The 20,872-nt window shown below is 67.8% G+C and carries 21 protein-coding genes; 12 read left to right on the forward strand and 9 right to left on the reverse strand.

Translation table 11 applies throughout. The features are described from left to right. The first annotated feature begins 9 nt into the window (after positions 1-9). A complete protein-coding gene (locus tag ACTZWU_RS11710) occupies positions 10-174 on the forward strand; it encodes a YdcH family protein (RefSeq protein WP_444737542.1) in 165 nt (54 codons plus the stop codon). 80 nt (positions 175-254) lie between these two features. Here the strand turns inward: ACTZWU_RS11710 and ACTZWU_RS11715 are convergent, their stop codons facing one another. The 3 genes from ACTZWU_RS11715 to ACTZWU_RS11725 all read right to left on the reverse strand — a co-directional run bounded on the left by ACTZWU_RS11715 (position 255) and on the right by ACTZWU_RS11725 (position 3,219). Further along, positions 255-980 (reverse strand): beta-ketoacyl-ACP reductase, encoded by a 726-nt coding sequence (locus ACTZWU_RS11715; protein ID WP_444737543.1) that lies wholly within the window; start codon positions 978-980, stop codon positions 255-257. Between the two features lie 141 nt (positions 981-1,121). Further along, the gene (locus ACTZWU_RS11720) at positions 1,122-2,294 is read right to left on the reverse strand and encodes an acetyl-CoA C-acetyltransferase (RefSeq protein WP_444737544.1); all 1,173 of its coding nucleotides are present in this window, start codon (positions 2,292-2,294) and stop codon (positions 1,122-1,124) included. Between the two features lie 109 nt (positions 2,295-2,403). Beyond that, entirely contained in the window at positions 2,404-3,219 is an 816-nt protein-coding gene (locus tag ACTZWU_RS11725; RefSeq protein ID WP_444737545.1) for an EAL domain-containing protein, read from the reverse strand. 96 nt (positions 3,220-3,315) lie between these two features. Between ACTZWU_RS11725 and ACTZWU_RS11730 the strand changes: the two genes are divergently transcribed. Further along, positions 3,316-3,900 carry a DNA-3-methyladenine glycosylase I gene (locus ACTZWU_RS11730; RefSeq protein WP_444737546.1) on the forward strand — a complete coding sequence of 195 codons (585 nt, stop codon included), beginning with the start codon at positions 3,316-3,318 and terminating at the stop codon, positions 3,898-3,900. Here the strand turns inward: ACTZWU_RS11730 and ACTZWU_RS11735 are convergent. Continuing rightward, entirely contained in the window at positions 3,872-4,423 is a 552-nt protein-coding gene (locus ACTZWU_RS11735; protein WP_444737547.1) for a TlpA disulfide reductase family protein, read from the reverse strand. The genes ACTZWU_RS11730 and ACTZWU_RS11735 overlap by 29 nt on opposite strands. 22 nt (positions 4,424-4,445) lie before the next feature. On the opposite strand from ACTZWU_RS11735, the gene argH reads away from it, so the two are divergent. From argH to ACTZWU_RS11755, 4 genes are read left to right on the forward strand one after another with little or no spacing between them, the layout of a single operon-like run. Then, positions 4,446-5,846: an argininosuccinate lyase gene (gene argH / locus ACTZWU_RS11740; protein ID WP_444737548.1), complete on the forward strand. Its 1,401-nt coding sequence runs from the start codon at positions 4,446-4,448 to the stop codon at positions 5,844-5,846. Continuing rightward, positions 5,843-6,001 (forward strand): argininosuccinate lyase, encoded by a 159-nt coding sequence (locus ACTZWU_RS11745; protein ID WP_444737549.1) that lies wholly within the window; start codon positions 5,843-5,845, stop codon positions 5,999-6,001. The genes argH and ACTZWU_RS11745 overlap by 4 nt, the downstream gene beginning before the upstream one ends. Then, the gene (gene lysA / locus ACTZWU_RS11750) at positions 6,001-7,266 is read left to right on the forward strand and encodes a diaminopimelate decarboxylase (RefSeq protein WP_444737550.1); all 1,266 of its coding nucleotides are present in this window, start codon (positions 6,001-6,003) and stop codon (positions 7,264-7,266) included. The genes ACTZWU_RS11745 and lysA overlap by 1 nt, the downstream gene beginning before the upstream one ends. Next, entirely contained in the window at positions 7,257-9,830 is a 2,574-nt protein-coding gene (locus tag ACTZWU_RS11755) for a DUF4175 domain-containing protein (RefSeq protein WP_444737551.1), read from the forward strand. Before lysA ends, ACTZWU_RS11755 begins: the two co-directional genes overlap by 10 nt. A gap of 9 nt (positions 9,831-9,839) precedes the next feature. Here ACTZWU_RS11755 and ACTZWU_RS11760 read toward each other — a convergent pair whose 3' ends face one another. After that, the gene (locus tag ACTZWU_RS11760; RefSeq protein ID WP_444737552.1) at positions 9,840-10,601 is read right to left on the reverse strand and encodes a zinc-ribbon domain-containing protein; all 762 of its coding nucleotides are present in this window, start codon (positions 10,599-10,601) and stop codon (positions 9,840-9,842) included. A 114-nt stretch (positions 10,602-10,715) separates the two neighbouring features. On the opposite strand from ACTZWU_RS11760, the gene ACTZWU_RS11765 reads away from it, so the two are divergent. Genes ACTZWU_RS11765 through ACTZWU_RS11775 form a run of 3 tightly spaced genes read left to right on the forward strand, consistent with a single transcriptional unit; the run spans position 10,716 to position 13,110 of the window. Then, positions 10,716-11,390: a cell division ATP-binding protein FtsE gene (locus ACTZWU_RS11765; RefSeq protein ID WP_444737553.1), complete on the forward strand. Its 675-nt coding sequence runs from the start codon at positions 10,716-10,718 to the stop codon at positions 11,388-11,390. A gap of 14 nt (positions 11,391-11,404) precedes the next feature. Then, positions 11,405-12,316, forward strand: coding sequence for a cell division protein FtsX (locus ACTZWU_RS11770; RefSeq protein ID WP_444737554.1), 912 nt, complete (start codon positions 11,405-11,407; stop codon positions 12,314-12,316). Beyond that, positions 12,313-13,110, forward strand: a complete 798-nt coding sequence (locus ACTZWU_RS11775; protein ID WP_444737555.1) for a lysophospholipid acyltransferase family protein — start codon at positions 12,313-12,315, stop codon at positions 13,108-13,110. The genes ACTZWU_RS11770 and ACTZWU_RS11775 overlap by 4 nt, the downstream gene beginning before the upstream one ends. Here the strand turns inward: ACTZWU_RS11775 and ACTZWU_RS11780 are convergent. The 3 genes from ACTZWU_RS11780 to ACTZWU_RS11790 form a co-directional block, all read right to left on the reverse strand. Further along, on the reverse strand, positions 13,095-13,325 hold the full coding sequence (locus tag ACTZWU_RS11780; RefSeq protein WP_444737556.1) for a hypothetical protein: 231 nt from the start codon (positions 13,323-13,325) through the stop codon (positions 13,095-13,097). The two genes, ACTZWU_RS11775 and ACTZWU_RS11780, sit on opposite strands and share 16 nt — an antisense overlap. A gap of 400 nt (positions 13,326-13,725) precedes the next feature. Next, positions 13,726-14,688, reverse strand: a complete 963-nt coding sequence (locus tag ACTZWU_RS11785; protein WP_444737557.1) for an acetyl-CoA carboxylase carboxyltransferase subunit alpha — start codon at positions 14,686-14,688, stop codon at positions 13,726-13,728. Positions 14,689-14,771: 83 nt separating this feature from the next. Then, positions 14,772-15,956: a MalY/PatB family protein gene (locus ACTZWU_RS11790; RefSeq protein WP_444737558.1), complete on the reverse strand. Its 1,185-nt coding sequence runs from the start codon at positions 15,954-15,956 to the stop codon at positions 14,772-14,774. Between the two features lie 76 nt (positions 15,957-16,032). On the opposite strand from ACTZWU_RS11790, the gene def (ACTZWU_RS11795) reads away from it, so the two are divergent. The 3 genes from def (ACTZWU_RS11795) (at position 16,033) to fmt (ending at position 18,052) form a co-directional block, all read left to right on the forward strand. Beyond that, positions 16,033-16,554, forward strand: coding sequence for a peptide deformylase (gene def, locus ACTZWU_RS11795; protein WP_444737559.1), 522 nt, complete (start codon positions 16,033-16,035; stop codon positions 16,552-16,554). Positions 16,555-16,593: 39 nt separating this feature from the next. After that, entirely contained in the window at positions 16,594-17,097 is a 504-nt protein-coding gene (gene def / locus ACTZWU_RS11800) for a peptide deformylase (protein WP_444737560.1), read from the forward strand. Positions 17,098-17,158: 61 nt separating this feature from the next. Then, entirely contained in the window at positions 17,159-18,052 is an 894-nt protein-coding gene (fmt, locus tag ACTZWU_RS11805; RefSeq protein WP_444737561.1) for a methionyl-tRNA formyltransferase, read from the forward strand. A gap of 99 nt (positions 18,053-18,151) precedes the next feature. Here the strand turns inward: fmt and secA are convergent, their stop codons facing one another. Beyond that, positions 18,152-20,869, reverse strand: a complete 2,718-nt coding sequence (secA, locus tag ACTZWU_RS11810) for a preprotein translocase subunit SecA (RefSeq protein WP_444737562.1) — start codon at positions 20,867-20,869, stop codon at positions 18,152-18,154. Positions 20,870-20,872 lie beyond the last annotated feature (3 nt).

Below are 20,872 nucleotides of genomic sequence, written 5' to 3' on the forward strand. Positions count from 1 at the left end.
AGGACGCGAATGTCGGTTTCATCTCATGTCAACGAACTGCGCAGGAAGCACCAGATGCTGTCGGACGCTGTCGAACGGGCGCAGAAAAGCCCTGGCAGCAACGATCTGGAAATCGCCCAGATGAAGCGGCAGAAGCTGCGTATCAAGGAACAGATCGAACGGCTCGCCCATTGAGGCCAAGCCCGGACCAGGAAATTCAGAACTGAACCAGAAAGGCCCGCGCGATCTGCGCGGGCCTTATCTGTTTCAGGGGGTCACACGAAATACTGACCGCCATTCGCGCTGATGGTCGAGCCGGTGACGAAGCCGGCCTCGTCCGAGGCCAGGAACAGCACGCAGCGCGCGATTTCTTCGGGTTCGCCCAGACGACCGACGGGGATCTGCGGGATGATCCGCTCGTTCAGGACCTTTTCGTCGATGGCGCGGACCATCTCGGTCCCGATATAGCCGGGGCAGATCGCGTTGACGGTGATCCCGGCGCGGGCGCCCTCTTGCGCGAGCGCCTTGGTAAAGCCCAGATCGCCCGATTTCGCGGCCGAGTAATTGGCCTGGCCTGCTTGGCCCTTCTGGCCGTTGATCGAGCTGATGTTGATGATGCGACCGAACTTGCGGTCGCGCATGCCGGTCCAGACAGGGTGGGTCATGTTGAACAGACCGGTGAGGTTCGTGTCTATGACCTCTTTCCACTGCTGGGGGGTCATCTTGTGGAACATCGCGTCGCGGGTGATGCCGGCATTGTTCACCAGGACCGCGATCGGACCCAGTTCGGCCTCGACCTGCGCGATGCCGGCGGCGCAGGCGTCATAATCAGCGACGGACCATTTGTAGGTCTTGATGCCGGTTTCCTCGGTGAAGGCTTTCGCGGCGTCGTCATTGCCGGCGTAATTGGCCGCGACGGTATAGCCCGCCTCTTTCAGCGCCTTCGAGATCGCCGCGCCGATTCCGCGCGAGCCGCCTGTGACCAGTGCAACTTTAGACATTGTTCCCCCCTTCTGTTGGCCGAGTGCAAGGTCAGGCTAAGGGGCGGTTGTCAGTATCGCAAGTCGCATACGCGGCGATGTGTCACAAAGATGACGTTGGGTCAGCATGGCGGCCGGGTCGCGGCCGCCATGCCGGTGTGATCACCGTTCGAGGCACATGGCGACACCCATGCCGCCGCCGATGCACAACGTGGCAAGACCCTTTTTGGCGTCACGGCGGCGCATTTCAAACAGCAGCGTGTTCAGGACGCGGCAGCCCGAGGCGCCGATCGGGTGGCCGATGGCGATGGCGCCGCCGTTCACGTTCACGATCGAGGGGTCCCAGCCCATGTCCTTGTTCACCGCGCAGGCCTGCGCCGCGAAAGCCTCGTTCGCCTCGACCAGATCCAGGTCGCCCACCGACCAGCCGGCCTTTTCCAGCGCCTTGCGGCTGGCCGGGATCGGGCCGGTGCCCATGATCGCGGGGTCCAGGCCAGCCGTGGCATAGCTGGCGATGCGCGCAAGCGGCGTCAGGCCGCGGCGCGCGGCTTCTTCCTCGGTCATGACCATCACGGCGGCGGCGCCGTCATTCAGCCCCGAGGCGTTCGCCGCCGTCACGCTGCCGTCCTTGGTAAAGGCGGGGCGCAGCTTCTGCATGCTGTCCAGCGTGGCGCCGTGGCGGATGTATTCGTCCTTGTCCACCATGATGTCACCCTTGCGGGTCTTGACGGTGAAGCCCACGATCTCGTCGTCGAAGCGGCCCTCTTTCTGGGCGGCCTCGGCCTTGTTCTGAGAGGCCAGCGCGAATTCGTCCTGTTGGTCGCGGGTGATTTCCCACTGGTTGGCGACGTTCTCGGCGGTCTGGCCCATGTGATAGCCGTTGAAGGCGTCCCACAGGCCGTCGCGGATCATCGTGTCGATCATCTGCATGTCGCCCATCTTCTGCCCGGCGCGCAGATAGGCGGCATGGGCCGACAGCGACATGCTTTCCTGACCGCCCGCCAGAACGACACGGGCATCGCCCAGAATGACCTGCTGCGCGGCCAGCGCCACGGCACGCAGCCCCGAGCCGCAGACCTGGTTGATCAGCCAGGCCGAGGATTCCTTGGGCAGGCCGGCCTTGATATGGGCCTGACGGGCGGGGTTCTGGCCCTGCGCGGCGGTGAGGACCTGACCCAGGATCGTCTCGCTGACCTCGGACGGGTCGATGCCGGCGCGGGCGACGACCTCTGCCAGGACCGCGGCGCCAAGATCATGGGCGGGCGTTGACGCGAACGACCCGAGGAAACTGCCCACGGGCGTGCGTGCGGCGGCGACGATTACGGCTTTGGTCATTGCGGGCTCCTTGGCAATCTGGCCGGATCTGGCCGAGCTTCGCCCGTCAGGATGCGGTTTCGCAACGCTACGTCAAGCGCCATAAACCGCCGCCCCCGGTCTCCGCGCGCTAGCGGCTGGCCACCGAGGGCGGGTTTTTCCACGGAGGCGCGATGGTCGGGGCGCCGAAGTAATACCCCTGCAGGCAGTCGATCCCCAGATCGATCAGGAAGCTGGCGTCATCGGCCGTCTCGACCTGTTCGGCCACGGTGAACATCTCGAAATGGTGGCCTATGGCCTGCAAGGCGCGGGTCAGGACCTGATTGTCGCGGTCACTGGCGATCTGGCGCACGAACTGCCCGTCGATCTTGATCATGTCGAAGCAGAAATCCCGCAGATAGCGGAACGAGGTATAGCCCGCCCCGAAATCGTCCAGCGCAAGGCTGATCCCGTGGGACTGCACCTCGGCCATGAATTCCAGCACGGCCTCGGGCATGCCCATGGCCGAGCTTTCGGTGATTTCCAGAATCAGTCGTTCGCCCAGTGTCGAATCCGCGGCCAGGCCGGTGCGCAGGGTGTCCAACCAGCCCTCATGCACGACCGAACGCGCGGACATGTTGATCGACAGCCGCAGGCCGGGGTCTTCGTGCAGCGTGTTCAGGCCCAGGGACAGCGACAGGCAATCGATCTGTCGGCCAAGCTCGTTATCCTCGGCAAACGGCATGAAATCCTTGAGCGGGACCAGACGCCCCGTCTCGTCGATGATGCGGATCAGCCCCTCGTAAAAGGCCACGCGGTCGGTCTGGCGCGACTGGACGATGGGCTGGAAGGCCAGCACGCCGCTGCCGCGCGCGACCGCTTCCTGCACTGCGGACAGGGTGATGCGATCCTGGTGGCGGATCGCGCCTTCCAGCGGCGAGCCGGCGTCGTTGCACATGTCCGTCATGTCTGGCCTCGTTGCATGGGTCGTCTTGCAGGTAACGCATCATGTCTTAACCTGCCCCTAAAGGTCAGTCTTTTCTGCCCAGAAGGTTAACAAACGATGATCCGATGCAACTGGTGCGGTAGCGATCCGCTGTATGTGGCCTACCATGACACCGAATGGGGCGTGCCTCAGCGGGACGGGCGCGCCCTGTGGGAATCGTTGATTCTCGAGGGATTTCAGGCGGGTCTCAGCTGGATCACGGTGCTTCGCAAGCGCCCCGCCTTTCGCGCCGAGTTCGAGGGCTTCGACCCGGCCCGCATCGCGCATTGGGACGAGGCGCGGATCGCGCAGGCCCTGCGGAACCCCGGGATCATCCGCCATCGCGGCAAGATCGAGGCCGCGATTCGCGGCGCCCGCGCATGGGCGCGGATCGAGGCGCAGGAACCCGGCGGCTTCTCGGGCTGGATCTGGTCCTTCACCGGTGGCGCGCCGATCCAGAACAGTCATGCCGAACATGCCGCGATCCCGGTCACGACCCCGGAATCGACCGCGCTGTCAAAGGCGCTCAAGGCGCGGGGCTTCGGGTTCTGCGGGCCGGTGACGGTGCTGGCCTTCATGCAGGCCAACGGGCTGGTCAACGACCACGTCACCGGCTGCTTTCGCCACGCCCAGATCAGGGCGCTGTCGCAACCATCTGGCTGACCAACGTTTTCGCCGCCTCTGACGCCCAGTCGGCATCGCCCAGATACCGCGCGACCTCGTTCCCCTCACGGTCGATCAGCACGGTGACGGGCAGCCCCATCACGCCCATGTCACGCGCGACCTGCTGGCGGGGGTCCAGAAGCACGGGCAGGTTTTCCACGCCCACCTCGGCGAAGAACGCGTCGATGCGGTCCACGGCGTTGCGGCCGGTGGCGATGGTCACGACCTCGAAATCGTCACCGCCCAGAGCGGCCTGCAGATCGTCCAGCGCGGGCATTTCCTCGCGGCAGGGCGCGCACCAGGTGGCCCAGAAGTTCAGCAGCACCACCTTGCCCTGCCAGTCGGCCAGCGAATGTTCGCCGCCGTCGCGGTCGGTGAAGGTCACCGCGCTGACCGGCGCGGGGTCGTCCAGGACGATCAGCTTGTCCAGCCCGCCATCCCGCGCGGCCTGCCAGTCGGGTTCGGCGAAGGCTGCGTTTGCACCGAAAACAAGGGCCGTATAAAGCAGGGCGGAACGAAGCATGTGACCTCCGAAGGACTTCCTGATGACAGACCGGCCAGCGACCTCTGCCAACAGCATGTGGGGCGGGCGCTTTGCCGCCGGACCCGACGCGATCATGGAGGCCATCAATGCCTCGATCGGCTTCGACCGGCGGCTCTACGCCCAGGATATCCGGGGCAGCCGGGCCCATGCGGCGATGCTGGCGGCCACGGGCATCATCAGCGATAGCGATGCGAAGGCCATCGGGGAAGGCCTGCTCACCGTCTTGTCAGAGATCGAGGCGGGCGACTTCCCCTTTCGCACCGATCTTGAGGACATCCACATGAACGTGGAGGCCCGCCTGAAAGAGATCATCGGCGAACCTGCGGGCCGACTCCATACCGGCCGGTCGCGCAATGATCAGGTGGCAACCGACTTCCGGCTGTGGGTGCGCGATCAATGCGATGCGGCCATCGAGGGGCTTCGCGCGCTGATCGGCGCCGCGCTGGCGCAGGCCGAGGCGGGGGCCGATTGGGTCATGCCGGGCTTCACCCATCTTCAGACCGCGCAGCCTGTGACCTGGGGCCATCACATGATGGCCTATGTCGAGATGTTCGGCCGCGATCTGTCGCGCTTTCAGGACGCGCGCAAGCGGATGAACGAATCGCCTCTGGGCGCTGCGGCCTTGGCCGGGACGGGCTATCCGATCGACCGCGAGATGACGGCCGCCGCGTTGGGTTTCGACCGGCCGATGGCGAACAGCCTCGATGCGGTCAGCGACCGGGACTTTGCGCTGGAATTCCTGTCGTCGGCCTCGATCTGCGCGGTGCATCTGTCGCGGCTGGCCGAAGAGCTGGTGATCTGGTCCTCGGCGCAGTTCCGTTTCGTGTCGATGTCGGACAAGTGGTCCACCGGCTCGTCGATCATGCCGCAGAAACGCAACCCCGACGCGGCGGAACTGATCCGCGCCAAGATCGGGCGCATTCTGGGGGCGACGGTCGCGCTGTTCACGGTGATGAAGGGCCTGCCCTTGGCCTATTCCAAGGACATGCAGGAAGACAAGGAACAGGTCTTCGACGCCGCCGACACGCTGATGCTGGCCCTGGCCGCGATGACCGGGATGCTGTCGGACCTGACCGCGAACCGCGACCGGCTGGAGGCCGCGGCCTCGGGCGGGTTCTCGACCGCGACGGATCTGGCCGACTGGCTGGTGCGCGAACTGGGGCTGCCCTTCCGCGATGCCCATCACGTCACCGGCAGCCTTGTCGCGCTGGCCGAAGGGCGCGGCGTCGATCTGCCCGACCTGACGCTGGACGACATGCAATCGGTCCATGCGGCGATCACGCAGGATGTGTTTTCGGTGCTGGGCGTGCATAATTCGGTGGCGTCGCGGCAAAGCTATGGCGGCACGGCGCCCGATCAGGTCCGCGCCCAGATCACCCGCTGGAAGGAGAAACTGGCATGAAGACCCCCACTCTTGGCCTGATCGCGGCGCTGTTCGCGCTGGCCGGCTGCGGCGTCGATGGTCCCCCGCAGCGTCCGCCGGAAAAGCCGCTGCAACAGCAGATGGGCGTCAGCATCAGCGGTGATGCGCGTCTCGGCGTCTCGGCGCGGCTCTGATGGATCACTTCAACTATCGCCACGGTGAATTGTTCGCCGAGGACGTGGCCCTGTCATGCATCGCGCGGCAGGTGGGCAGCCCGGTCTATATCTATTCGGCGGCCACCCTGCGCCGGCATTTCGGCCTGTTCCGGCAGGCGCTGGACTGGACCGATCATCTGGTCTGCTTCGCGGTCAAGTCGAACAGCAATCTCGCCGTGCTCAAGCTGATGGGCGATATGGGGGCGGGGATGGATGTCGTCTCGGGTGGGGAATATGCCCGCGCGCGCGCCGCAGGCGTGCCGGGCGACCGGATCGTCTTTTCCGGCGTCGGCAAGACCCTGGCCGAGATGCGCATGGCCATCGAGGGCGGCATCCGCCAGTTCAACATCGAGAGCGAGCCCGAGATGCAGGCCCTGTCGGCGCTGGCCGACAGCATGGGCGCGACGGTGCCCGTGGCGATCCGCGTCAACCCGGACGTGGATGCCAAGACCCATGAGAAGATCGCCACCGGCAAGTCCGAGAACAAGTTCGGCATCCCCATCTCGCGCGCCCGCGAGGTCTATGCCGAGGCCGCAGCCTTGCCCGGTCTGCGCGTGGTGGGCGTGGACGTGCATATCGGCAGCCAGCTGACCGATCTGGCCCCCTTCCGCGCGGCCTATGCCAAGGTCGCGGAACTGACGCAGGCGCTGCGTGCCGAAGGCCACGACATCACCCGGCTGGATCTGGGCGGGGGCCTTGGCATCCCCTATCGCCGCGACAACAACGCGCCGCCCCTGCCCATCGAATACGGCGCCGTCATCCGCGAGACCGTGGGCCATCTGGGCTGCGAGATCGAGATCGAGCCGGGCCGCAACATCGTCGGCAATGCCGGCGTGCTGCTGAGCCAGGTGATCTACGTCAAGCGTGGCGAGGATCGCGATTTCCTGATCGTGGACGCGGCGATGAACGACCTGCTGCGCCCGGCCATGTATGGCGCCCATCACGACATCGTTCCTGTCGTCGAGGCCGCGCCCGGCGCGCCCGTCCAGCCCTATGACGTGGTGGGCCCCGTCTGCGAATCGGGCGACACGTTCCAGAAGGGCGCCGAGCTGCCGACGATGGCGGCGGGCGACCTGATCGCCTTCCGCTCGGCGGGGGCTTATGGCGCGGTGATGGCGTCGGAATACAATTCGCGGCCTCTGGTGCCGGAAGTGCTGGTCGAGGGCGATCACTTCGCCGTCATCAGGGCGCGTCCGACATATGAGGAGATGCTGAGCCGGGATAGCATCCCGGCATGGCTTTGACGCGGGATCACGATGCGGAAGAAGCGCCGGGGGCCGACGGTCCCCGGGCACAGCCTGACGATGACCTGATCGCCGAGGGGCGCGGCCCGGTCGCGCGCGCCCTGCGGCTGACGCGGTGGGGCATGGTCTGGGAACGCGCCGCGCGGGCCTTCTGGCCGCTTGCGGCGCTGGTCGCTGTCGGTTTCTCGATCCTCTGGCTGGGTCTGGCGGACCCGCTTGGCCCGGCGCTGCCCTGGGCCGCGGGCCTGTGGCTTGCCGCCGTGATCGTGACCGCGATCCGGGGCGGGCTGCGCTTTGCCCCGGTCCGCGAGACCGAGGCTCTGGCCCGGCTGGACCGCACCTTGCCGGGGCGGCCCCTGTCGGCCCTGTCCGACCGCGCGGCGATCGGCGGCGAGGGTGCCTTGTGGCGGGCGCATCTGGCGCAGATGCGGGCGGCGGCGCTTCAGGCGCGCCCGGTGCCGCCCGACGCCCAGCTTGCCCGGCGCGACCCCTATGCGCTGCGTCTGGCCGCGATGCTGGCCTTGGTCATGGCGCTGATCTTCGGCGGCGCGGGCCAGATGGGGCAGGGCCTGTCGGCCATTGCCGCCACAATGAACACCACCGCCGCGCCGCAGATCGCCACCGGCCCCTCGTGGGAGGGCTGGGCCGAGCCGCCAGCCTATACCCGCCGCCCGACGCTTTACCTGAACGCCCTGCCCGAGGGCGAGGTGCTGGTCCTGCCCAAGGGCTCGGTCCTGTCCTTCCGCCTTTACGGCGGCGCGCAGGAGGTGGCGCAGGATATCGGCCCCTCGCTGTCGGACGACCCTCTGGCACCCCGCATCCGCGCCGAGGACAGCGGCAGCGTCGAACTGGCCGGGCGCCGCTTCGGGATCGAGGTTCTGCCCGACCAGCCGCCCGTGATCCGCGCGGGCGCTGCGCCGATGCGCCGCGCCGATGGCCGCATGATCCAGGATTTCAGCGCCGAGGATGACCATGGCGTGATCGCCGCCGATGCCGTGATCGCGCTTGATCTGGCCGCGGTCGATCGCCGCTTCGGGCTGGCCGCCGAGCCCGAGCCGCGCGAGGATATCGAACTGGCCCTGCCGCTGCCGCGCGGGGATCGCCGTCAGGTCGCGGGCCAGCTGGTCGAGGATCTGGCCCGCCACCCTTGGGCCAACCTGCCGGTGACGCTGACCCTGCGCGCCGAGGACGGGATCGAACAGGTGGCCCATGCCCCCGCCGCGCGGTTGGACCTGCCGGGGCGGCGCTTTTTCAACCCTCTGGCCGCCGCCCTGATCGAGATGCGCCGCGATCTTCTGTGGTCGCGCGAGAATGCCCGCCGCAGCGCCGAGATCCTGCGCGCCGTGACATGGCGCCCCGAGGGCTTTGTCGAGGACGCGCTTTACACCGAACTGCGCGCCTCGGTGACGTTGCTGGAAAGCGGCCCCTTGGCCCCCGAGGCCCGCGACCGCATGGCCGAGGCGCTGTGGCAGGCCGCGCTTGAGCTTGAGGATGGCGGTCTGGCCGATGCGCTGGCGCGGATGCGCGAGGCGCAGCAGAAACTCTCCGAGGCGATCCGCAATGGCGCCAGCCCCGACGAGATTCAGCGCCTGATGGACGAACTGCGCGAGGCGACCGAGGCCTATACCCAGATGCTGGCCGAACAGAGCCAGCGTCAGGACCAGACCGACAGCCCTGACCGTGGCCAGCAGCGCCAGCAGATCACCGGCGACCAGATCCAGCAGATGATGGACGAGATCCAGCGCCTGATGAACGAGGGCCGCATGGCCGAGGCCGCCGCCCTTCTGGAACAGTTCAACCGCATGATGGAAAATCTTGAGGTTCAGCAGGGCGAGGCGGGCGAGGGCAGCGGTCAGGGCAGCGGGCAGGGCAATCAGTCGATGAACCGTCTGGCCGATACGCTGCGCGAGCAGCAGCGCCTGTCCGACGACGCCTTCCGCGAGATGCAGCGCCAGTTCGGGCAGGGCTTCGGGCAGGATCAGGACGGCGATCAGTCCGAGGGCACCTCGCCCGGCGAAATGGCCGAACGTCAGCGCGAATTGCGCGAAGAACTGGGCCGCCAGCAGGGTCTGATGCCCGGTCAGGGCTCTGAGTCAGGGGATCGCGCCCGGCGGCAACTGGACGAGGCCGGTCGCGCGATGGAGGATGCCGAGGACGCCCTGCGTCGCGGCGATACCGGCGAGGCGCTGCAGCGGCAGGCCGATGCGATCCAGTCGATGCGCGAGGGGATGCGCGCTCTGGGCGACATGCTGGCGGGCGACCAGCCCCCCGCGCAGCAGGGCGAGGGGCAGAATCAGGCCGAGGCTCAGGACGGGCAGCAGCCGGGTCAGGGACAGCAGGGCGCGCGCGGGGCGCCGGTGGACGGCCGGCCGCAGCTGGACCCTCTGGGCCGTCAGCGCCCCGGCAGCGGCAGCGTCATCACGGGCGGCGATCCTCTGGCCGAAGGGATGGACCCGGCAGCGCGCGCCCGCGACCTGCTGGACGAGATCCGCCGCCGCAGCGGCGAGATCGCCCGCCCGCGTGATGAACGCGACTATCTGGGCCGTCTGCTGGACCGGTTCTGACCGCCGCCTCTAGCCCGCCAGATCGCGCGCCTGGACCTGCAGCCACAGCCGCCCCCGGTCAACCTCCTGGCGCAATTCCATCAACCTGTCGCCGAACGGGCTGTCGCTGGCCGCAAGGCCCGGCGCCAGCAGATACAGCGCCACGCAAGAGGCGGCGACCATCATGGACAGGCCAAACCCCGCCCGATAGGCGCCGCCCCGCCCCTCGCGCCGGGGCGCGGGCGGAGGATCGTGGCGGATGACCTGAGGGGCCGGTCGCGCGGGTTCGGGCGCGCGTGCCGGCTGTGACGGCGGCACCGAAAGGGGGCGCGTGATCAGCCGCGGCGTTTCGGCCCGAGGCGGCTGCGGATCGGCGCGGCCCCTCGGCGCGGGGGCGGCTGCGGGCAGGGCGGGCGGGTGCCGCTCGGCATCGGTGATCGTGGTGGCGGGCCAATCGGCCTCGTCCTCGGGCGGGGTCGTCCTGACGGCGGGCAGCATCGCCCCGCCATCCCCCTCGCGCAGGCGGCGTTCGTGTTCGACCTCTTCGCGCAGGATGTCCAGCACATCGGCGGGCAGGCGGCTGCTGGGTGGCGGCAGGGCGGGGCCGGGCGCGGGACCCTCTGCGGCGAAATCGCCCAGATCCAGCCGCGCGGGCGCGGTGTCGGCGCGTTTGGCCATCCAGACATGGCCACAACCGCTGCATTCGACCTCGCGGCCCGAGGCGGGGATGGCATCGGGGGGCAGCCGGTATTCGGCCTCGCATCCCGGACAGATCAACCTCATTTCAGACATGCCGACCCTCGTAATCGCCTTGCGGCTGTTTTATCAAGCCGGGAACCGGGTTGCAAAGCGGCAGGTCGGGACAGGCCGCGACAGAACGGCTTTTGGCAGCGAACGAGGTAGCATGTGATCGAGATGCGGGATGTCGGCTTCGGTTATCACGGAGAGGCCGATCTGTTATCAGGCATGACGCTGACATTGCAGCCGGGCATGTTCCACTTCCTGACCGGGCCGTCGGGGTCGGGCAAGACCACGCTGCTGCGGCTGTGCTATGCCGATCTCTTGCCCCGGTCCGGGCAGATGACCGCCTTTGGCCACGACATGCAGGCGCTGGACCGCGACGGGATCGCGCAATTGCGCCGCCGGGTCGGGGTCGTTCATCAGGACCCGCAATTCCTGGACCACCTGCCCGTGGCCGAGAACGTCGCCTTGCCCATGAGCGTCGCGGGCGAGCCGGTCGATATGGACGCGCTGCGCGATCTCTTGGGCTGGGTGCAGCTGTCGCAACATGCCCGCGCGCTGCCGCCGTCGCTGTCGGGCGGCGAGAGGCAGCGGGCTGCGCTGGCGCGGGCGGTGATCCTGTCGCCGGATCTGGTGCTGGCGGACGAGCCGACCGGCAATCTGGACTGGGAGATGTCGATGCGGCTGTTGCAGCTGCTGATCGAGCTGAACAAATCGGGCAAGACCGTGCTGGTCGCGACCCATGACCTGAACCTGATCCGGGCGGCCAAGGCGCAGGTCTCGGCGCGGGTGCTGCGGATCTCGGGCGGCAAGCTGCAGCTGGCGGGGGCGGACCTATGAAGCGCAAGGGTGTCATGCCGCCCCGTCTGACGGGGCTGGTCCAGGGACTGATCGGCGGCGAGGGCGGCAAGGGCGACCGGATCGTGCCGCCCACCGGCTTTACCGCGCAGCTGACGCTGTTCTCGGCGGGGGCAATGGCCTTTCTGGCGGTCTTTGCGCTGGCGCTGGCGCTGGCGACGGGGCGGCTGGCGGAACGCTGGTCGTCGGAACTGGCGGGTTCGGTCACGGTGCGCGTCAGCGCGCCCGCCGCCCAACTTGATGCGCGGGTGCAGTCGGTGATGGCGATCCTGCAGACGACGCCCGGCGCGGGTCAGGCCCGCCGCCTGCCGCAGGACGAGGTCGCCGCGCTGCTGGAACCGTGGTTCGGCCCCGATATGCCCGTTGACGCGCTGCCGGTGCCCGCGCTGATCGACCTGCCGGTCTCGGGGCGCGATTTCGACCCGCAGGGCCTGGCGCTGCGCCTCGAGGCCGAGGCGCCGGGCACGGTGCTGGACGATCACAGCGCCTGGCGGCGTCCGCTGGTCTCGGCCGCGCAAAGGCTGCGCCTGCTGGGTATCGTGTCGCTGCTGCTGATCGGCGCGGCCTCGGCCGCGATGATCACGCTGGCGGCGAAGGCGGCGCTGGCGGCGAACGGGCAGGTCATCCGCGTGCTGCGCCTGATCGGGGCGCGCGACATCACCATCGCCACGGCCTTTGTGCGCCGCTTCACCCGACGCGCGGCCGTAGGCGCCAGCGTCGGCACGCTGGCCGGGATGGCGGCGGTCGCCATGCTGCCCAATACCAGCGCGGCCGGCGGCTTTCTGACCGGCCTTGGTTTTCAGGGCTGGGGCTGGTTGCTGCCGCTGCTGATCCCGGTCATCGCCGCCGGGGTGGGCTTTGTCGCGACACGTTGGGCCGCGCTGAAGATGCTGGAGGGCGTGCGATGAAGCGCCACGAGAACCCTCTCCCGGGTCGGCTGACGGCCTGGCAATATGTGCAGAACGTCCTCTATTACCTTCATGTCGCGGTGGCGACGCTGGTGATCGGGCTTTTCGGCATCGTGCTGGTTCTGGCGCAGGGGCGGGTCGGCGCGAACAGGGTCGCGACCTTCTGGATCGGCTACATGATCGGCGCCGCGCGCCTGCATCTGGGCCTGACCTGCGAGATCCGCGGCACGCCTCCGACCGAGGATTGCATCGTCGCCGCCAAGCACCAGTGCTTCTGGGACATCCTGGTCATTGCCCATGCCGTGCCGCGCCGTGCCTTCATCATGAAGCGCGAGGTGATGCGGGTGCCGATCATGGGCTGGTATGCGTGGAAGGTGGGCTGCATCCCCATCGACCGCTCGCGCGGGCGCGACGCGATGGCGGCGATCTCGGCGACGATCAACCAGAGGATCGCAGGCGACGGGCTGGGTCAGCTGATCATCTACCCCGAAGGCACGCGCACGCTGCCGGGGCATCGCAAGCCCTACAAGCAGGGCGTTGCCACGATCCGCGCCGCGACCGGGCTGCCGGTCGTGCCGGTGGCGGTAAATACCGGCATGTTCTGGCCGCGCAAGGGCTGGGGCATCCGCCCGGGCCGCGCCGTCATCGAGTTCCTGCCCGCGATCGGTCCCGATCTGCCGCAAGAGGCGCTGATGACCCGGCTGGAAGCGGATATCGAGACGCGCTCGGACCTGCTGATGGCCGAGGCAGGGCTGAGCCTGCCCCGGCCGGACGCCGATCAGCGCAGCTCGTAATAGCGCGGCACCGTCGGCGGAGCGGGCGGCAGGCCGATGTCGCGCCGCATATGCGGGCTGAGGTGATAGGGGTCAGGCGGCCTGGGCCGCCGCCGTCTGGGCAGCAGCAGCGCCCGGATCATCGCCCATAAGACCGCCATCCGTCCATGGCGGGCGATCAGGCGGTGAAGGGCAGGGTTCAGGCGCGCGGCCTGCGGATGCAGTTCAGCGATCATCGTCGTCTCCTTGGCCCTGCCGTGCTGGCGGGGCCGTCTGGTTGTCAGGGTGAGAGAATGCGCCGATGCCCGATCACGTCCGGCAGGCGACCGCGCAGGGCGGATCGCACCCCGGAAGGTGTCAGGTCATGGCGCGGTGGGGTTGCCCGCATGTCCCGCCCCAAAGGGCAGGCAATGGCGCGGCGAGGGGATCAGGCGTGGTTGCGCCAGATGCCTCGTCGGTTCGCATCCTGTGACGGGCGGGGGGTCTGGTGATGGATCATCGGCGCCCCTCCTGTCTTGCGAATTGCGGGCAAGGGGGACGCTGCCAGCCTTCTGCACAACCTGCAATTGCCCATGAAAAAGACCGGGCAGTTTTGCCCGGCCTGTTGCCGTTGGATCACAATGTCGTCAGCAGGCGTCAGGCGGCCAGCGCGTGGGCGCCCATGGCGCGGAACTTCTCGCGCCGGTCGCGGACCAGATCGGCGGGCTTCATCCCCGACAGATCGGCCAGCATCGCGCCGATCTCGGCGCCCACGGCGGCGATGGCCGCGGCGGGGTCACGCTGCGCGCCGCCCATCGGTTCGGCGATGATCCGGTCGATGACGCCCAGCTTCTTCAGATCTTGCGCGGTCAGGCGCAAAGCCTCGGCGGCGTCGCGCATCTTCTCGGCGTCCTTCCACAGGATCGAGGCGCAGCCCTCGGGCGAGATCACCGAATAGATCGAGTGTTCCAGCATGGCGATGCGGTTCGCGGTGGCGAAGGCCACGGCCCCGCCGGAACCACCCTCGCCGATGATGACGCTGACCAGCGGCACGCCGATTTCCAGGCATTTCATGGTGCAGCGGGCGATGGCTTCGGACTGGCCGCGTTCCTCGGCGCCCTTGCCGGGATAGGCGCCGGGCGTATCGACCAGCGTGATCACGGGCAGCCCGAAGCGGTGCGCCATGTCCATCAGGCGGATCGCCTTGCGATAGCCCTCGGGGCGGGCCATGCCGAAATTGTGGTGAATGCGCGACTTGGTGTCGTTGCCCTTTTCATGGCCGATCACCACGCAGGGCGCGTCGTTGAACCGCGCAAGGCCCCCCATCACGGCATGGTCGTCGCCAAAGGCGCGGTCGCCGGCCAGCGGCGTGAATTCGGTGAACAGCGCGCTGATATAGTCGCTGCAATGCGGGCGGTCGGCATGGCGCGCGACCAGCGTCTTGCGCCAGGGCGTCAGCGACGCATAAAGCTCGCGCAGCATCTCTTGCGCCTTGGCGTCCAGCGCGGCGGCCTCTTTCTCGACATCGACGGCCCCTTCGCCCTTTCGGGCCATGGCCCGAAGCTCTTCGGCCTTGGCCTCGATATCGGCGAGCGGCTTTTCGAAATCCAGATAGACCATGCGTGGCGCCCCTTGGGTTCGGATCTGGCGCTATATAGGCCGGGTCGCCGCATCATGCAACGCGCCCGGCCAGACCCTGCGCGCTATTGCAGGTCCGAGAAGGCCGCCGCCAGACGCTGCACGGCCTCGGCCACGCGGGCGCGGGGGGTGGCCAGGTTGAAGCGCAGGAAATCCTCGCCCCCGGTGCCGAAGCTGGCGCCGTGATTGGCCGCGATCCGGGCCTGCCCCTCGACCCGCGCGATGAATTCGGCCTGCGCCATGCCGGTCCCCGAGAAATCGACCCAGGCCAGATAGGTCGCCTGCAAGGGCATCGACCGCAGCCCCGGAATCGCGTTCACGCCCTGATCGAACAGCCGCCGGTTCCCGTCGAGATAGGCGCACAAGTGGTCGATCCATTCCGCCCCCTCGGGGGAGTAGGCGGCGGCGACCATGTCCATCCCCATGAAGGCGGGCGAGATGCCGCGCGCCATCAGCGCCGCCTTGAACCGCGCCCGCAGGTCGGGATCGGCGACGATCGCATTGCCGATATGGGCGCCGGCGATGTTGAAGCTTTTGGTGGCGGCGGTCAGTGTCACCAGCCGGTCGGCCAGTTCGGGGATCAGCGCGGCGATCATCCGGTGGCGCGGCGCGCCGGGCATGACCAGATCGCAATGGATGTCGTCGGAAATCAGGATCAGGTCGTTGCGGGTGCAGAAATCGGCGACCTCGCGCAGTTCGGGCTCGGACCAGACGCGGCCGCCGGGATTATGGGGCGAACAGAGGATCAGCATGCGCTCGTCCCCCGTCAGCTGCGCCTGCCAGTTCTGCCAGTCCATCCGGTAAAGCCCCTGATCCAGTGCCAGAGGCATCTCGACCAGCTTGCGTCCCGAGGCGCGGATCGTTCGGGCGAAGGCGTGATAGACCGGGCTCATCACGATGACCCCGTCGCCCGGCTGCGTCAGCGCGTCCAGCGCCATCGCCACGCCATTGACCAGCCCCGCGCAGGTCAGCACCCAGTCGGGCTGGATCTGCCAGCCGTGGCGCGCCTGCATCCACCAGCAGATCGCGTCCAGATAGGGCCGGTTCGCGCCGGGATAGCCGTAGATGCCGTGGGCCGCATGGGCCTCGACCGCCCGCTGGACGGCGGCGGGGGGGCGGAAATCCATGTCCGCCACCCACATGGCGATGCCGTCATGCGCCGAGACGCCGTATTGCGCCGCCATGTCGTCCCATTTGCTGCAATGGGTGCCGCGGCGGTCGATGATCTCGTCGAAATCGGGGGTCGTCATGGAATTTCCTGTCCTTGCCTGTCGCGGGGCCTGCCGCGTTATTGCTTCGCGCCCGGCCTTGGCCTAAATGCGCGTCATGAGCCTGAGACCCATCCTGATCCATCCCGATCCGCGCCTCAAGCGTGTGGCCGAGCCGATTGCCCGCATCACGCCGGAAATCGAGACGCTGGCCGCCGACATGATCGCGACGATGTATGACGCGCCCGGCATCGGCCTTGCCGGTCCGCAGGTCGGCGTGTTGCAGCGCATCTTCGTGATGGACGCGACCCGCGACCCCGAGGCCGAGCCCGATCCGATGGTTCTGGTGAATCCGGAACTGGTCTGGCGATCGGATGCGACGAATGTCTACGAAGAGGGCTGCCTGTCCATCCCCGACCAATATGCCGAGGTGACGCGCCCCGCCGAGGTGCGGCTGCGCTGGTTGGGGCTGGACGGTCAAACCCACGAACGCGATTTCGACGGGCTGGCCGCGACCTGCGCCCAGCACGAGATGGACCATCTGGACGGGGTGCTGTTCATCGACCACCTCTCGGCGATCCGGCGGCAGATGATCACGCGCAAGATGCAGAAGCTCAAGCGGGACCGGGCGCGCGACTGAGCCCGCCCCGCCGCGCGCTTTTTCGACAAGGAAGACCTCATGGCCGTGCGGCCCTTCATTCCCTATTCCGACCCGCGCCTGCATCGCCCGGCCGAGCCCGTCGAGGGTGTGACCGAAGCCGTGCGGATGATCTGGGACGACATGATCGACACGATGGAGGCAATGCCGGGCGTAGGCCTTGCCGCACCCCAGATCGGGATCATGCTGCGGCTGGCCGTGGTCGATGCCTCTGACAAGCGCGGTCAGGCGGTGCGGATGGCCAATCCCGAGATCCTGCATGCCAGCGTGCAGTTGCGCAGCCATGACGAGGCCAGCCCGAACCTTCCCGGCGTCTGGGCGCCTGTGCAGCGCCCGCGCGCCGTCACGGTGCGGTTCCTGAACGATCAGGGCCAGATCGAGGATCGCGATTTCGTCGGTCTCTGGGCGACCAGCGTGCAGCATCAGATCGACCATCTGCAGGGGCGGGTCTATGTCGATCACCTGACGCCCTTGCGGCGGCGGATGCTGGTCGCGAAATCGGCGAAGCTGGCGCGCAAGGGATAGCGCCGGGGGCTGCCTGCCCCCGGACCCCCGGGGATATTTGGACCAAGGCAAAGGAGTGGCCATGCGCGTCGTCTTCATGGGAACGCCCGATTTCTCGGTTCCAGCGCTGCGCGAGATCGCCGCGCGCCATGAGGTCGTGGCGGTCTATACCCAGCCGCCCCGGGCAGCCGGGCGGGGGCAGAAGCCGCGCGTCTCGCCGGTTCAGGCGGCGGCCGAGGCTTTGGGCCTGCCGGTGCGCCATCCCGAGCGGTTGCGCGATCCGGCCGAGCAGGCAGCCTTTGCCGCGCTTGGGGCGGATGTGGCGGTCGTGGTGGCCTATGGGCTGATCCTGCCGCAGCCTGTGCTGGATGCGCCGCGGCTGGGCTGTCTGAACATCCACGCCTCGATCCTGCCGCGCTGGCGGGGGGCGGCGCCCATTCAGCGTGCGATCATGGCGGGGGATGCCGAAACGGGGGTCGCCATCATGCAGATGGAGGCCGGGCTGGACACCGGTCCGGTCCTGGCCGAGGCGCGCACCCCCATTGGCCCCGAGGAGACCGCTGCCGATCTGCATGACCGTCTGTCGCTGATGGGGGCGGGGCTGATCTGCGACGTGCTGGGGCGGCTGCCTCTGCCGGCTGTGCCGCAGGCGCCGGAGGGCGTGACCTATGCCGCCAAGATCCTGAAGGACGAGGCGCGCATCGACTGGACCAAGTCGGCAGCCGAGATCGATCGCCAGATCAGGGGGCTGTCGCCGTTTCCCGGCGCCTGGAGCGATATTGGCGGAGAGCGGGTCAAGCTGCTTCGCGCGCGGGTGATCGCTGGAGAGGGCGTGCCGGGCGATGTTCTGGACGGGTTCCAAGTGGCCTGCGGGACGGGCGCGCTGGAGATCATCGAGGCGCAGCGGGCCGGCAAGAAGCCGATGCGCACCGAGGACCTGCTGCGTGGTTGGGCGCTGCCCCCTCGTCTGGGATAGGGCCGGGCAAGGCCCGGCCTCGCGCCCGACCGTGGCGGGGCTTGTCCCCGCCCGGCGGGCGCGATCCCGTCGCGGGACGCAAGCGGCGCAGGGATCGCCTCAGAACGCGCCGTGGCAGTGCTTGAACTTCTTGCCCGAGCCGCAGGGGCAGGGATCGTTGCGCGACGGGTTGCCCCAGCTGGTGGGATCGTTCTCATCGAAGCCCTCGACCAGCGGCACGGGTTTTTCCGCGTCCGAGACCGATTGGCTGTCCGCGCCATGCGCCATGGTCAGGCGGTCCTGTGCGGCCTTCTGCTGTTCGGCCATCTGGCGCAGCATTTCCTCGCGCTCCGCATCCGTCAGCGGACGGATCTGCGACAGGCGCTGCGTCACGTCGAAGCGCAGGCTGTCCAGCAGTGTCTCGAACAACTGGAATGCCTCGGTCTTGTATTCCGACAGCGGATCGCGCTGCGCATAGCCGCGGAAGCCCACGACCGAGCGCAGATGTTCCAGCGTCAGCAGGTGGTCGCGCCATTTCTGGTCGATCATCTGCAGCAGCACCTGCTTCTCGACGGTCTTCATCGTTTCGGGGCCGAAGGCGGCGGCCTTTTCGGCCATGTAGCGGTCGACAGCCTCGGTGATCCGCTCGCGCATCACGTCTTGATCGACGCCCTCTTCCTCGGCCCATTCGACGACGGGCAGGTTCATGTTCAGCTTTTCGCGCACCGCCGTCTTGAGGCCCTCGGCGTCCCATTGGTCGGCATAGGTCTTGGCGGGCATGAAATCCTCGACCAGGTCGTCGATGACCTGGTGGCGCATGTCGGCGGTGATCTCGCCCAGCTCCTCGCTGTCCATGATCTCGCGGCGCTGGCCGAAGATGGCCTTGCGCTGGTCGTTCATCACGTCGTCGAACTTCAGCAATTGCTTGCGGATGTCGAAGTTGCGGCCCTCGACCTTGGCCTGGGCGCGTTCCAGCGACTTGTTCACCCAAGGATGGACGATCGCCTCGCCCTCTTTCATGCCAAGCGTGGACAGCACCTTTTCCAGGCGGTCCGAGCCGAAGATCCGCATCAGGTCGTCTTCCAGCGACAGGAAGAACAGCGACCGCCCCGGATCGCCCTGTCGGCCTGAGCGTCCGCGCAGCTGGTTGTCGATGCGGCGGCTTTCATGGCGTTCGGTGGCCAGAACGAAGAGGCCGCCCGCCTCGAGCACCCTCTGCTTGTCGGCGGCGTGTTCGGCCTCGATCCGGGCGCGGAGTTCGTCGGGATGGGCGTCGGGATCGGCCTTCAGCGCCTCCATCACCTTCATCTCGACATTGCCGCCCAGCTGGATGTCGGTGCCGCGGCCGGCCATGTTGGTGGCGATGGTCACGGCGCCGGGCTTGCCGGCATCGGCGACGATCTGGGCCTCGGCCTCGTGCTGGCGGGCGTTCAGGACGTTATGCGCGATGCCTTCCTTGGTCAGCAGGTTGGACAGCATCTCGGACTTTTCGATGCTGGTCGTGCCGACAAGGGTGGGCTGGCCCTTGGCGTTTGCCTCGCGGATGGCCTCGACGACGGCGGCGTATTTCTCGGCGGCGGTGCGATAGACGCGGTCATGTTCGTCGATCCGCGCGATGCCGCGATTGGTCGGAACCTCGACCACGCCCAGCTTGTAGATTTCCTGGAATTCCTCGGCCTCGGTCGAGGCGGTGCCGGTCATGCCGCCCAGTTTCGCATAGAGGCGGAAGTAGTTCTGGAAGGTCACGCTGGCCAGGGTGACGTTCTCGGGCTGGATGTCCACGCCCTCCTTCGCCTCGATCGCCTGGTGCAGGCCGTCCGACAGGCGGCGGCCCTTCATCATCCGGCCGGTGAATTCGTCGATCAGCATCACCTCGCCGTCGCGGACCATGTAGTGCTGGTCCTTCAGGAACAGCTTGTGCGCGCGCAGCGCCTGGCTGGCATGGTGGACGATGGTGGTCGATTCCGGATCATAGAGCGTCTGGTCCTCGGGCAGGATGCCGTCGGCCTGAAGCCGCTTTTCGAGAAACTCGTTGCCCTCTTCGGTGAAGGTGGCGTTGCGGGCCTTCTCGTCCAGCTTGAAATGGTCCTCGGTCAGCAGCGGGATATACGCGTCCAGAACCCGGTAGAGTTCCGAGCGGTCCTGCGACGGCCCCGAGATGATCAGCGGCGTGCGCGCCTCGTCGATGAGGATGCTGTCCACCTCGTCCACGATGGCGTAGTTGTGGCCGCGCTGGACCATCTCGGCCACGCTGCCCTTCATGTTGTCGCGCAGATAGTCGAAGCCCAGCTCGTTGTTGGTGGCGTAGGTCACGTCGCAGGCATAGGCGGCGCGCTTTTCGTCCTCGGGCTGGAAGGGATAGACGACGCCGCAGGTCAGGCCAAGCTGGGCATAGACCTTGGACATCCATTCCGCGTCTCGCTTGGCCAGGTAATCGTTGACCGTGACGACATGGACGCCATTGCCCGACAGGGCGTTCAGATAGGCCGGGAAGGTCGCCACAAGGGTCTTGCCCTCGCCGGTCTTCATCTCGGCGATGTTGCCCTGATGCAGGAAGATCCCGCCCATCAGCTGCACGTCGAAGGCGCGCAGGCCAAGGGCGCGCCGCGCACCCTCGCGGCAATTGGCGAAGGCCTCGGGCAGGATGTCGTCCAGGCTTTCGCCGCCTGCCACACGGGTCTGGAATTCGCGCGTCTTGTCGATCAGTCCCTGATCGGACAGGGCCTTGAACTCGGCCTCCAGCGCGTTGATGCGCGCGATCAGCGGGCGCGTTCCCTTGACCTTGCGGTCATTGGGCGTGCCAAAGACCATCTTCGCCAGATTTCCGATGCCGAGCATGTC

The organism is Paracoccus sp. NSM, from assembly GCF_052379855.1.
Lineage (GTDB): Bacteria > Pseudomonadota > Alphaproteobacteria > Rhodobacterales > Rhodobacteraceae > Paracoccus.